Origin of the sequence: Roseibium litorale (genome assembly GCF_014842915.1) — a bacterium.
Lineage (GTDB): Bacteria > Pseudomonadota > Alphaproteobacteria > Rhizobiales > Stappiaceae > Roseibium > Roseibium litorale.
The window spans coordinates 126,409-139,641 of the sequence record NZ_JACYXI010000007.1; the positions used below are offsets into that span (position 1 = coordinate 126,409).

Genomic DNA, 13,233 nt, shown 5'->3' on the forward strand with positions numbered 1-13,233 from the left:
CGCCTCCCTCGGCGGGCGGAGCATCGTTTTATTCGTCAGGCCGTCTCGAAACCTTCCAGCACATTGACACAATTCGTGCCCAGCGCATCGACGGCATAGCCCCCTTCCATCAGGAAGATGGTCGGCAAGCCTAGCCGCTTCAGCCTCTGACCAAGGGAGGTAAAGTCCCCGCTGTTAAACAGGAACTTGGAAATCGGATCTTCCCGGTAACAATCCATACCGAGAGACACCAGAAGATAGTCTGGTTTGTAGACATGGAGCCAGCGGCAGGCCTCTTCCAATGCCTCGGAATAGGTTTCCCAGCCAGTCCCAAGCGGCAGGGGCCAATTGCGCGTGAAACCCGTTCCCGCCTTCTCACCGGTTTCATCTTCATGACCGAGGAAATGCGGATACTCATGCCGGGGATCCGCATGAAGCGACAGGAACAGCACATCTGGACGGTCGTAGAAAATCGCCTGCGTGCCATTGCCGTGATGGTAATCGACGTCGAGGATCGCAATACGATGCGCCCCTTGATCCAGAAGCCACTGGGCCGCAATCGCCGCATTGTTCAGGAAGCAATATCCGCCGAAGAAATCCTTGCCGCAGTGATGGCCTGGCGGACGGCATAGAGCGAAAGCCGAGCTTTCTCCGCCATCCTTGACCAGTTGAGCTGCCGTCAGTGCGGCGTTGGCCGAGGCCTTTGCCGCTTCGAAGGTAAACGGTCCAACCGGCGTGCCAGCATCCATGGAGTAGCGGCCAAGCAACCCGTCGATGTGCTCAGGTGCAGGATCAGCCCTCAATGTGCGCACGGGCCAGACATAGGGAAAAGCCTCCTGCGCCGTCCGGCCTTCCGCAAGCCAACGGTCCCAGAAGCCTTCCATGAAGGCCAGATAATCGGGAGCATGCACGCGTTGAAGAGGCTGCACACCAAAGTCGAGCGGCTCGATGATCTCGCCCAGTCCTCGGTCCCGCACGGTTTTGAGGACAATCTCCGCTCGTGAGGGAGTTTCCACCGCCGGGCGGAGCTGGCCGTCTGAGATTTCATTCTTCGGAGCATGTTTCAGCTCCACTGGCGAAAAGACCGTTTTCATCAGCAGACCAACCTCTCCTGGCACCTCCGGTCAGGAAAACCGGAATTCCGTCACGTGGCTGTAGGTTTCACCGGGGTGCAGCAGCACAGGCGTAAAGCTGTCGCGGTTCACACTGTCCGGCCAGCGCTGGGTTTCAAGACACAGACCGGCGAAGGCTCCGTAGCGGCGGCCTTCAAGGCCCGGAACAGGAACGTTCAAACCCTGGGCATCATAAAGCTGAACGCCCGGTTCGGTCGTCCAGACTTCCATGCGGCACTCACCCTGACTGTCTTCAAGAGCCGCGGCAAAAACCACTTCGTACCTCGGTGCTTCACTCAGGCAGAAGTTATGGTCAAAGACCACACCCTCTTCCCCCGGTTTGCGCCGGATCTGACGTCCATCCCGGAAGTCATAAGGCGTCCAGGCAACATTGCGGATTTCACCGGTCGGGATCAGATCGTCATCAACCGGTAGATAGGTTTCCGCTGCAATCTCAAGCGTGTGATCCAGAATGTCGCCTTCGCCGTCCAGATTGAAATAGGCGTGCTGCGTCAGGTTCACCGGCGTCACCTTGTCTGTGGTGGTCGTGAACTTCACGCGCAATGCACCCGATCCGGTGAGCGTGTAGCGGCACAAAGCCTCAACCCGGCCCGGATAGCCTTCCTCCCCGTCTTCGGAGATGTATTTCAGCAGAACGCTAGCCTTGTCCTGCTGTTCAATGGTCCAGATCCGCCGGGCGAAGCCATTTGGTCCACCATGAAGATGATGCTTGCTGCCAGGCTTCAAAGTAAGCTGATAGCTCTGCCCATCCATTTCAAAACGGCCATGGGCGATCCGGTTCGCGCACCGTCCGGGAACAGCACCAAAATAAGGGCCGTGGTTCAAATAGCCTTCAAGGCTGTCGAAACCGAGAATACGGGATTTCCCATTGAAACGCAGATCCCGGATGATCGCACCGAAAGTGAGAACCTTTGCTTCCAGCGCCCCTTTTTTCAGGGTGATTTCCTCAACAACAGTGCCGTCATCCAGTCGGCCGAATTCCCGGTTCATCTTTGCCTCTTCCTTGCCCCAAACGTCTCTTGCGTGGCTCTTGCGGGCCGCCTTTGTGCAGATACAAAAAGGGCGGCGCAAGTCTGCGCCGCCCAATCTACAGCATGGATCAGAAGATCACAGCGTCTGATTGTATTCACCAACTTCCGGATTTTCCCGCAGCACGGTGTCAACAGCCTTGAACATGGCATGGAGGCGTTCCTCGGAAGCCGGGCTTTCCACCACGACCACCAGTTCCGGCTTGTTGGACGATGCCCGGACCAGACCCCAGGTGCCGTCTTCAGTCACGACGCGAACGCCATTGACGGTGATCAGGTCGGTAATCTTGGAGCCGGCAACGGTTTCACCCTTGGCCTGCATATCCTTGAACCGGGCGACGACCTTGTCGACGATGCCGTATTTGATCTCGTCGTCGCAATGCGGCGACATGGTCGGTGAACCCCAGGTCTTCGGCAGATCACGGCGGAGATCCGCCATGGTCTTGTCCGGGTTGCGGTCCAGCATGTCCAAAATGGCGAGCGCAGACACGACACCATCGTCATAGCCGCGGCCAATCGGCGGATTAAAGAAATAGTGGCCGGACTTTTCAAAACCGACAATCGCACCAAGCTCGGTCACCCGGCGCTTGATGTAAGAGTGACCCGTCTTGAAATAATCGGTCTTTGCACCGTTGGCCTTCAGAACCGGATCGGTGTTGAAGAGGCCGGTGGACTTCACATCGACCACGAACTGGGAGTTCGGGTAGAGCGCGGAAATATCCCGGGCCAGCATCACGCCAACCTTGTCAGCGAAGATCTCTTCGCCTTCATTGTCCACAACGCCGCAACGGTCGCCGTCGCCGTCAAAGCCGAGACCAACTTCTGCTCCGGTTTCCAGAACCTTGTCACGAAGTGCGTGAAGCATCTTCATGTCTTCCGGATTCGGATTGTAGCGCGGGAAAGTGTGGTCCAACTCGGCGTCCAGCGGAATGACTTCCGCACCGAGCATTTCCAGAATACGCGGGGCAAATGCACCGGCCGTGCCGTTGCCGCAGGCTGCCACGACCTTGATCGGGCGCTTGAGCTTTGCACGGCTGGTCAGGTCCTTGATGTAGACCTCCGCAAAGCCTTCGACATACTTGTAGCTGCCACCGCCGCGTACATCGAACTTGGCTTCAAGGACGATGTCTTTGAGACGGCCCATTTCTTCCGGTCCGAAGGTCAGAGGGCGGTCAATGCCCATCTTCACACCGGTCCAGCCGTTGTCATTGTGGGACGCGGTGATCATCGCCACAGCCGGAACATCCAGCGCAAACTGCGCGAAATACGCCATCGGCGAAAGGGCGAGGCCAATGTCATGCACATTGATGCCCGCAGCCATCAGACCGTTGATGACGGCCATCTTGATGGAAGCGGAGTAACCGCGGAAATCGTGACCAACCACGATGTCCGGCCGCACGCCCCGCTCATGCATCAGGGTTCCGATCCCGAGACCAAGAGCCTGCATGCCCATCAGGTTGATTTCTTTTTCAAACAGCCAGCGCGCATCGTACTCGCGGAAGCCGGTCGGCTTCACCATGGGCTGCGATTCATAGGCATAAGTATTCGGTTTCAGGGAAGCCTGCGGCTTGGGAAACATCTATCACTCCTCAGGAACTGCCGGATATGAATTTGCACTCGATAAAGAACTGCATAGAAACGGCAGGGATACTATTGAACCAGAATTAGCGTGTCATTGGAAAAATGGAACCTGCTGAGCCGGTTGAGAGCGGACATGCCCAGCAACGGGGTGGAAAGAGCCCGGTCAGGCAAGATCAAGGCCGGAATGTCTTTCAGTCGAACGTCTCCAAGCTCCAAGTCCCTCACGGTGGCCGACGCGCCGCTGACAACGCCATTAGCGGTTTTCACGGGAATCCGATAGTCGGAAGGCAGGATAAAAATACCCATTGATCGAGCATCCCGCTCCGGAAGCGCTACCGCACTCGCTCCAGTATCAATTAGCATTGTCAACCTGCGCCCATTCAGCCGCGCTTCGGTTATGTAGGCACCATTAGGCGACATTTGGACAACATGACGGCGGCCAACGCCCGATCTCTCCGACTGTTGATCGAGCTTTGTGCCCGGCGACCGGTCGTCCTTCGGACGGATAAAGCGCGCACCATCGCTCTGGTTCCCGAAATACTGAGGAACAAGGGGTACAATTACTAAAAAGAGACCAATGAAAATGGCGTAGCGCCACATGGATGCAGGCTCTCCCCAATGAACTTACGGTTTCCTAGCAGAGGAGCCTTATCATCCTGTGAAGGTGGCCAAGAGTTGAAACGCGAGACAAATGAAAAATGGCGCCAGACCGGAGACTGGCGCCATTAAAAGTCAGAATAGCTGCGACGGCTTATTTCGTCCCATACATGCGGTCGCCCGCATCACCGAGGCCCGGGACGATATAACCATGGTCATTCAGCTTCTCGTCGATGGAAGCGGTGAAGACCGGCACGTCTGGATGGGTTTCATTGAACTTGGCCACACCTTCGGGAGCCGCCAGCAGGCACAGGAACCGGATATTGGTCGCGCCGCGATCTTTCAGCCTCTGAACCGCGGCAATTGCGGAGTTTGCGGTAGCGAGCATAGGATCAACGACGATTACGAGACGCTCGTTCAGGTCTTCCGGCGCCTTGAAGTAATACTCGACCGGCTTCAGGGTTTCCGGATCGCGGTAAAGGCCGATATGCGCCACGCGTGCGGACGGAACCAGATCCAGCATGCCTTCCAGAAGGCCGTTGCCGGCACGCAGAACCGACGCGAACACCAGCTTCTTGCCTGCAATTGTCGGAGCCTGCATTTCGCAGATCGGAGTTTCGATGGTCTGCAGAACCACAGGCAGATCACGGGTCACCTCATAGCAAAGCAGCAGCGAGATTTCACGCAGCAGGCGGCGGAAGCCCTGGGTGGACGTTGCCTTGTCCCGCATGATGCTCAGCTTGTGCTGGACCAGGGGATGATTGACGACGGTGGCTCCGGACATGATGTGCCTCTCTTTAGCTCTGGCCCCTTGTCCGGGGCGGGAGTGGATGATCTGTTTTACCGTCCTATGCCCCGAACGGAAGCCAAAAAACACCCCCGCCACCAAGGCTCTCCGCTGCTTTCTCCAATTGGGCGGGATTTTTGCCCGCTAATTCGCGGGAGGCGGGCACAGTTGCCGCTGCCATGAGGCACGTCAGGGGGAGTTCTTCAACGGAAGCTTCCAACCGCTCGCGCAAAAGAGCGGCGAGCTTGTCGAGAAGAACCAGGGACATCGCCCGCAGCTCAATCATAAGGTCCACCGCGGCCTGCGGGCTGCCAGCTCCCGCATCCTGCGATGGCAAAACCCTCAAAGCGCCGGTCTCCAGAAAGAAGAAAACATGATTCAGATCTGCAAGACCGGGCAGCTCTTCCAAACCGGAAACGAGCACGCCTGCCCAGGCGAGGGGCTCTATGAAGGAGTAGGCAATCTGGACGGCAGGCAAGTGGAAAGGCACCAGTCCCGGCGCCTCTTCATCCAGAACAAGCCAGGAGTGCTGCCAGCAATCTCCCAGGAGAACCTCGCCGAGGCTTGCCCCCCCCTGCCAGAGAGGCGAGAGGCCATCGAGAAGCAGCTCAAGGCAGTCCGCAGCCGGAACCATACCGTCTTCCGCATCCGCCCACAGCCGGTCCAGCACATGTCCTGGCCGGATGCTTCCATCCTTTTCAAACAGATCCGGTCTCAGACCGGCTGCCTCGCCCAGACGTTTCAGCTGATGGGTAATGTCCCTGATCAGATCAGAATTCTCATCGGGCTCCAGCTGCAACCCACCGGCAATTTCGCTAGCTTCAAGGCGGATCAGAGCATGTGCATCAAGCCGCAAGGGATCTTCAGGCTCTGCCGAAAAACTGCCCGCCGCAAACATGGTCAAGGCGGCTATGGCGCGGCCAGCAGCGCCGGAATATCGCTTGCCTGTCAGCTGTTCCTCGAACGTCCAGCCTTCTGGCATTGCCACATCCAGCACGGCGGACAGGATCGCAAGGTCCCCGGCACAGCACAGCATTTCTTCAGCGGACACAAATTCTCTGGCCGATGCCAGCATGGCCCACCGGTCGAGCCCGTCCAACTCGAACGAGCGCCAGCATCCGTGTGGGGGAAGCTGCAGATCCGGAAACCTTTCGGTCAAGGTCTTTTCCGCCAGGTCTGCGGCATCAGCGAGCTTCGCAAGATCCACGGACACCCCAGTTTGCGAGGCTCCACCCATAACGGCCTCGGCGACGCGTGCCGATCTCGTTTTCACTTCCGCTGCGGACAGCAGCCGGATGGCGACAGTAGGATGGACAGAGACAGTCACGGGGAACTCCAGGGAAAGAGATGAAAACCAGCTAAAACGGAGTGTGGGCGCTTTCACAAGCCGCCTTGAAAAGAAACCAGTGCCGTGAAACCCTTGTCTAATGTTTGTGCTGCTCAGGCAACTGGTCGGGGCATTGAAACCTTTGGCGGCTGCCTCATGTACCTGTTGCAGAACACGCCTCCGCAAGATTCACTATCCTGCTTCAGACTTTGATTGAGACCGTATGTCCACTGTCATTTCCATCGCCGCCCTGCTCATCGGATCCGCGCTTCTCTTACTCGCGGGCGGATTGCACGGACTGCTTTTGCCGGTCCGGGGCCTTGCCGAGGGTTTTTCCGACACGTCGCTGGGTCTTCTGGGGGCCGGTTGGGCGATGGGTTACATGGCAGGCTGCCTGCTCGTACCGGTCATCGTGAAGCGCGTCGGCCATGTCCGCTCGTTTGGCGCGCTTTGCTCGCTGGCGGGCATCACCCTGCTTTTGAACCTGCTGCTCATGAACCCGCTTGCGTGGGTGATCTTGCGGTCTCTCTCCGGATTCTGCTTCGCTGGCGCTGCCATGATCGTGGAGAGCTGGCTGAACGAGCGGGCGACCAACGCGACCCGAGGCAAGATCTTCGGCATCTACACGATGATCAATCTCGGGGCGACGACCGCCGGTCAGATGCTGCTGACAACCGGTGACCCGAACGGCTTCACCTTCTTCGTCATTGGCTCGATCATCTATTCGCTGGCGCTGCTGCCCACCGCCCTATCCACCGCCTCAAGCCCGACGCCGCTGACCCAGGCCCGCCTGGACCCAAAGAAGCTCTGGCGTAATTCGCCGATTGCCGTGGTCGCCGTGTTTCTGGTCGGCATTTCCAACGGCGCCTTCGGCACCCTTGGTGCTGTCTACGGACGCAGGATCGGCCTTGAAGTCTCCGATATTGCCATCATGATGAGCCTTGCGCTGCTGGCAGGGGCCCTGATCCAGATCCCGGTTGGTTTCATATCCGACCGGATCGACAGGCGTTTTGTTCTCGTCGGCCTTGCTCTTGCTGCCATGGCCCTGGGTACGGCCATCTCCATCTTCGGCGGCTCCAGCCCGGTTCTGACCATCGCGCTGATAGGCAGTTTCGGCGGCACGATCTATTCCATGTATCCGGTCATCGTGGCCCACGCCAGCGATCACGCAGACCCTGGCGACTTCCTCAAGACCAGCGGTGGCCTGCTTCTCATCTTCGGCACCGGCACCATGATCGGTCCGCTGGCCGCCGCAGGCCTAATGACAGCGACCTCGCCCGGCGCCCTGTTCCAGGTTACAGCGGCGGCGCATCTCACCATGATGCTGTTTGCCATCTGGCGCATCACCCAGCGGGCGACGCTAACCACGGAGCAGAAGACCGACTTCGTACCGGTGGTCTCGACAACCCGAATGGGTACGCTGGAGTCAGCGACGCTTGACCCCAGGACGGATCAGGAAGAAGCCATTGAAATGCAGGAAGCGAGCTGAGCAAAGCTCAGCCGTGCCGGGCGCTGTCCAGACGAACCAGCAACCGCTGACGGGTGCCTTCATCGCAGAAGGCAGCCTGAAGCGCCGTGCGGGTGATGTCCATCTGCTCGTCGAAGCTCCACCCGAATGTCTTGGCAACGGAGGCATATTCCTTGCCGATCGTCGTGTGGAAGAACGGCGGATCATCCGAATTCAGCGTCACACGGACCCCGGCCTTGCGCAGCATGTTCACCGGGTGGAAGCGCAGAACCGAATAAACCCCAAGCGCCGTGTTCGAGCCGGGGCAGACCTCCAGGACGATCTTTTCATCGACCAGACGCTTCATCAGGTCCTTGTCCTCAATGGCCCGGACACCGTGGCCGATCCGCTTGACCCGCAAGAACTCAAGAGCGGCAACGATGCTGTCTGCACCGCCAAATTCTCCCGCGTGAGCGGTCAAGCCGAGGCCTGCTTCTCCGGCGATACGGAACGCTTTGGCGAAATTGGCCGGATGCCCCTCCCGCTCGTCACCCGCCAGACCGAACCCCGTCACCATGGGATGTGGCGTTGCCGCGACTTCCCGTGCCACCCTTTCGACGGAAGCTGCGCCAAAATGGCGGACGCCAATGGCGATCATGCGGCCTTCGATACCCGTGCCTTCCTTGGCCGCCTCGATCCCGGCTGCAAGGCCTTCGACATAGGCGCGATAGGAAAGACCGGCAGACTGGGCATGATCAGGAGAGATGAAAATCTCTCCGTAGATCGCACCCTCCGCCGCCAGCATGCGGAAATAGGTCTCTGAGAGAAGGGCATAGTCGGCAGGTGTCCGGAACACCGAGCTTGCAAGGTCATAAGCCTTCAGGAAGCTCGTGAAGTCGGACCAGACGTATTTACCCTTGGCGTTGATGATCGAGGACACATCAACGCGGTATTTCTCCGCAAGGCGCTCAACCAGCGAGGGTGGCGCGGCACCCTCGATATGGCAATGCAATTCTGCCTTTGGCACGTTGACATGCTGGATCATGGCGCTTCTGAACCGACCTTTGCGGATGAGATTCTGTAGGACTACGCGCCTTGCCGATTCCCGTCCAGCGCGTTTGCCCTTCTCGTCGTGCCCCTATGGCAGCTTCACAAGAAGCTGTTGCCATGCGGACCTATCGCGATGCCAAGATGTTCGGCAATGCTTTCACCGATATCAGCATAGGTGGGCCTGCCTCCAATGCTGCGCCCCTCAAGGCCTGGACCGGTCACCAGCACCGGAACATGTTCACGGGTGTGATCCGTTCCACGCCAAGTCGGATCGCAGCCGTGGTCGGCGGTCAGGATCAGGATATCCCCTTGCCGCATCCGGGCGGTCAATTCCGGCAGCCGCCGGTCGAAGTGCTCAAGCGCTGCCGCATAGCCGGGCACGTCACGCCGGTGTCCGAAAAGGGAGTCGAAGTCGATGAAGTTGGAGAAGACGAGATCTCCGTCCCCTGCCAGGTCCATCGCTTCCAGCGTCTTGTCGAACAGGGCATCATTGCCAGCGCCCTTCAGCACCTTGGCGACGCCTTGGTGGGCAAAGATGTCGGAAATCTTGCCCACGCCGATGACCGTCCGGCCAGCCTCCGTCAGACGATCCAGCAGCGTCAGCTCCGGGGGCAGAACCGAATAGTCGCGCCGGTTGGGTGTGCGCTGGAAATCGGCGGCAGATGTTCCCTCAAAGGGGCGGGCAATCACCCGGCCGATGTTATAGGGATCTGCCAGCTCGCGAGTGATCTCGCAGAGTTTGTAAAGCCGTTCGAGACCGAAAGCCTCTTCGTGGGCTGCGATCTGGATGACGCTGTCCGCCGACGTGTAGAAGATCGGCTTGCCAGTGCGCAGGTGCTCTTCACCCAGTTCGGCGATGATTTCCGTGCCTGAGGCATGTTTGTCACCGAGAATGCCATCAATACCGGAAGCCGCGATGACCTTCTCGATTAACTCCGCCGGGAAGGTCGGGATGGTTTCGGGGAAATAGCCCCAGTCGAACCGGACCGGAACACCGGCAATCTCCCAATGGCCGGATGGCGTGTCCTTGCCGTTGGAAACTTCCGCCGCATAACCCCAGAGACCTTCCGGGTCCTGATCCACCGGAAGGCCAGCAGCAGGAGACCCTGTGGATAGGAGCGCTGCAGCTCCAAGCCCCAGACGGTTCAGGTTCGGCAGGTGCAAGGGACCGGAGCGCAAGCCCTCCCGGTCGCCCTGACCGCTGGCGCAGGCGGCTGCGATATGGCCAAGCGTGTCCGACCCGGCATCCCCGAACCGGGCCGCGTCCTCTGCTCCGCCAATGCCGAAACTGTCCAAAACGCACAGGATCGCACGAGGCATGGGAGTTTCCCCTTTTGTCATGACCGGCTTGAACGCCGGATGAAGAATGGGCCGGCTTGTCTGCCGGCTCCGGATTGATCAGGGCGCGATGCGGCCAACCACACAGGGTCTGTCGGTCACCTCGGCGGGCGATCCGACCTTGTAGGCACGCCGCAGCATCACCGCCGCTTCTTCCGCGTCGGCTTCCGTTGCCGCATGCACGATGGCAATCGGCGCATCCGCATCAACCGAATGGCCAATACCTGCCAGATCCGTGAAGCCGACAGACGGATCGATCACGTCGGCTGCTGCCCGCCGTCCACCGCCAAGGCCAACGACCGCGACACCGACAGCGCGCGTGTCGATTGCCGTCACAACGCCATCCTGCTCCGGATAGACCGGCGCCACGACCTTCGCCTTCGGCAGGTAAAGTTCGGACTTTTCCATGAAGTCGGCGGGACCGCCGAGCGCAGTCACCATGCGGGCGAAGACTTCAGCTGCCTTGCCGCTTTCAAAGGCGGCGCGCATCTTGTCTTCCCCATCACTGGCCGAAGCTGCAAGACCGCCGGTTGCCAGGAGCTCGCCGCCCTGAGCGACCGTGATGTCCCACAAACGGTTGTCGATGGCCGTGCCTTTCAGGAAGTCGACGGCATTCTGCATTTCGACCGCATTGCCCGCGGCAGAGGCCAGCGGCTCATTCATGTCGGTCAGAAGCGCCGTGGTCTTGAGCCCTGCACCATTGGCGACCAGCACCAGGCTTTCCGCCAGCGCACGCGCGTCTTCCAGCTTTGCCATGAAAGCACCGCTGCCCCATTTCACGTCCAGCACAAGCCCCTGAAGCCCAGCTGCGAGCTTTTTGGACAGGATGGAGGCGGTGATCAGATCAAGGCTTTCCACAGTCCCAGTCACATCACGAATGGCGTAGAAGCGCTTGTCGGCAGGCGCGAGATTGCCGGTCTGACCGATGACCGCACAGCCGACTTCCTTGACCACCTTGTGAAAGAGGTCGTTGTCCGGCTGGGTCTTGTAGCCGGGGATGCTGTCGAACTTGTCCAGCGTTCCCCCGGTATGACCAAGGCCACGGCCAGAGATCATCGGCACCGCGGCACCGCAGGCGGCCAGCGCGGGGGCCAGCATCAAGGACACGTTGTCCCCGACGCCGCCGGTGGAATGCTTGTCAAGCACCGGCGCTTCGATATCGGACCAGTCCATGACATCGCCGCTGTCGCGCATGGCAAGGGTCAGGGCCACGCGTTCATCGACGCTGAGCCCCTTGAAGAACACGGCCATGGCAAGAGCGGCCACCTGGCCTTCGGTCACGCTGCCGTCGGCAAGCCCCTTCACGAAGAAGGCGATTTCTTCCTTGTCCAGCGAGCCGCCATCCCGCTTCTTGCGGATCAGTTCCTGAGGCAGCATGTCAGTATCCTTCTCCAGCCGTCTTGCCGGTTCCATCAAGAGCCCCGATCAGCGCATCCAGCAGACCGCTTGCCCCAAAGCGGAAGGTCGAGGCAGACACCCAGTTGGCGCCCAGGATCTTGTCCGCAATCGTCAGGTAGGACGCTGCATCCGCGACCGTGCGAATGCCGCCGGCAGGTTTGAAGCCAACGTCCTTCAAGGCTTCGCGGCGATGTTCCTCGATCACGGTCAGCATGATCTCGGCGGCTTCGATGGTGGCATTGACCGGAACCTTGCCGGTGGACGTCTTGATAAAATCTGCTCCCGCATTGACAGCAATCTCGGAGGCCATGTGGATCAGCAGCGGATCCTTCAATTCCCCGGTTTCCAGAATGACCTTCAGGATGGCGGGAGCCGGAATAGCTGCCTTCACCCGGATGATCTGTTCCTCGGCAAAACCCTTGCGCCCCTCCATGAAGGCCCGGTAAGGCATGACGAGATCGATCTCATCCGCGCCATCACGGATCGCAGCTTCCGTCTCTGCGACGACCGCACTGGTGTCGATACCGCCTGCCGGGAAGTTGACGACGGTCGCGACCTTGACCCCGGAGCCCTTCAGCTCAGCGACGGCCTGCGCCACGAAGCGCGGCCAGATGCAGACCGCGGCAACTGAGCCATGGACGGTGACGGCCCGCTTGCACAGGGCCGTGATGTCGGCAGCCGTGCAGTCGTCGTTCAGATTGGTGAGATCCACCAGCCCCAGAATGCGGCGGGCGGCAGAGGCAACGGCTTGATCAATCATTTCCGATTTCCTTCACGAAACCGCGGACGAGCTGCTTCATCCGGCTCATGCCGGTCAGCGCCACGCTTTTGGTTTCGTCATGAGACAGGCCGTGGCTTTGCAGCCCCGCGCCCAGATTGGTGATGATGGACATGGCGGCAACGCGCATGCCCAGGAAGCGCGCGATGATCACTTCCGGCACGGTGGACATGCCGACCGCATCCGCGCCAAGGGTCTTGGCCATACGGATTTCCGCCGGCGTCTCGAAGGACGGGCCGGAGAACCACATATAGATACCTTCGGCCAGCGGATGGCCGGTTTCGGCAGCGACCTTCTGCATGACTGCCCGCAGTTCCGGATCATAGGCCGCGCTCATGTCGAGAAAGCGCTTTTCGTCTTCCTCGCCGATCAACGGGTTCATGCCGGACCAGTTGATGTGATCACTGATCAGCATCGGGCTTCCCGGGGGAACAGATTCCCGCAAGGAACCCGCCGCATTGGTGGCCAGTAGAATATCGCAGCCCAGCTCCTTCAAGGTCTCGACCGGCGTGCGCATGATCGCGGGATTGCCGCTTTCATAGTAATGCGCGCGGCCCGCAAGGATCACCACCGGCACACCGCACAGGGTGCCCGCGACAAGCTCGGACGAGTGAGACGTGACCGTCGACACCGGAAACTCCGGCAGCTTGGCGTAGGGAATACGGACGGCGTCATCGATTTCATCAGCCAGCGATCCCAGGCCTGAACCCAGGATCATGCCGGTGCGATAGGACCCGGGACGGGCGGCGCGGACGATATCCGCGCACTCTCGGCCAAAACCGCTCATGAC

Annotated in this window: 12 protein-coding genes; 1 reads left to right on the forward strand and 11 read right to left on the reverse strand. The window is 59.8% G+C overall.

The features are described from left to right. Positions 1 to 35: 35 nt before the first annotated feature. From IG616_RS12305 to IG616_RS12330, 6 genes are all read right to left on the reverse strand, one after another. Positions 36 to 1,073 (reverse strand): histone deacetylase family protein, encoded by a 1,038-nt coding sequence (locus IG616_RS12305; RefSeq protein WP_192148466.1) that lies wholly within the window; start codon positions 1,071 to 1,073, stop codon positions 36 to 38. Between the two features lie 30 nt (positions 1,074 to 1,103). After that, positions 1,104 to 2,102, reverse strand: coding sequence for an aldose epimerase family protein (locus IG616_RS12310; RefSeq protein ID WP_192148467.1), 999 nt, complete (start codon positions 2,100 to 2,102; stop codon positions 1,104 to 1,106). Between the two features lie 117 nt (positions 2,103 to 2,219). Further along, positions 2,220 to 3,719: a phosphomannomutase/phosphoglucomutase gene (locus IG616_RS12315; protein WP_192148468.1), complete on the reverse strand. Its 1,500-nt coding sequence runs from the start codon at positions 3,717 to 3,719 to the stop codon at positions 2,220 to 2,222. A 71-nt stretch (positions 3,720 to 3,790) separates the two neighbouring features. Continuing rightward, positions 3,791 to 4,321 (reverse strand): retropepsin-like aspartic protease family protein, encoded by a 531-nt coding sequence (locus IG616_RS12320; protein ID WP_192148469.1) that lies wholly within the window; start codon positions 4,319 to 4,321, stop codon positions 3,791 to 3,793. A gap of 151 nt (positions 4,322 to 4,472) precedes the next feature. Continuing rightward, entirely contained in the window at positions 4,473 to 5,102 is a 630-nt protein-coding gene (gene upp, locus IG616_RS12325) for a uracil phosphoribosyltransferase (protein WP_192148470.1), read from the reverse strand. Positions 5,103 to 5,166: 64 nt separating this feature from the next. Continuing rightward, positions 5,167 to 6,432, reverse strand: a complete 1,266-nt coding sequence (locus tag IG616_RS12330) for a DUF1688 family protein (protein ID WP_192148471.1) — start codon at positions 6,430 to 6,432, stop codon at positions 5,167 to 5,169. A 223-nt stretch (positions 6,433 to 6,655) separates the two neighbouring features. On the opposite strand from IG616_RS12330, the gene IG616_RS12335 reads away from it, so the two are divergent. Beyond that, positions 6,656 to 7,921, forward strand: coding sequence for an MFS transporter (locus tag IG616_RS12335; protein WP_192148472.1), 1,266 nt, complete (start codon positions 6,656 to 6,658; stop codon positions 7,919 to 7,921). A gap of 7 nt (positions 7,922 to 7,928) precedes the next feature. Here IG616_RS12335 and IG616_RS12340 read toward each other — a convergent pair whose 3' ends face one another. The 5 genes from IG616_RS12340 to IG616_RS12360 form a co-directional block, all read right to left on the reverse strand. Beyond that, entirely contained in the window at positions 7,929 to 8,924 is a 996-nt protein-coding gene (locus IG616_RS12340; RefSeq protein WP_192148473.1) for an adenosine deaminase, read from the reverse strand. Between the two features lie 104 nt (positions 8,925 to 9,028). Then, positions 9,029 to 10,249 (reverse strand): phosphopentomutase, encoded by a 1,221-nt coding sequence (locus tag IG616_RS12345; RefSeq protein WP_192148474.1) that lies wholly within the window; start codon positions 10,247 to 10,249, stop codon positions 9,029 to 9,031. Between the two features lie 78 nt (positions 10,250 to 10,327). After that, positions 10,328 to 11,644, reverse strand: a complete 1,317-nt coding sequence (deoA, locus tag IG616_RS12350) for a thymidine phosphorylase (protein ID WP_192148475.1) — start codon at positions 11,642 to 11,644, stop codon at positions 10,328 to 10,330. 1 nt (position 11,645) lies between these two features. Continuing rightward, positions 11,646 to 12,425 carry a deoxyribose-phosphate aldolase gene (gene deoC / locus IG616_RS12355; protein WP_192148476.1) on the reverse strand — a complete coding sequence of 260 codons (780 nt, stop codon included), beginning with the start codon at positions 12,423 to 12,425 and terminating at the stop codon, positions 11,646 to 11,648. Then, complete coding sequence (locus tag IG616_RS12360; RefSeq protein WP_192148477.1) at positions 12,418 to 13,230, reverse strand: purine-nucleoside phosphorylase; 813 nt, start codon at positions 13,228 to 13,230, stop codon at positions 12,418 to 12,420. Before IG616_RS12360 ends, deoC begins: the two co-directional genes overlap by 8 nt. Between the last annotated feature and the right edge of the window lie 3 nt (positions 13,231 to 13,233).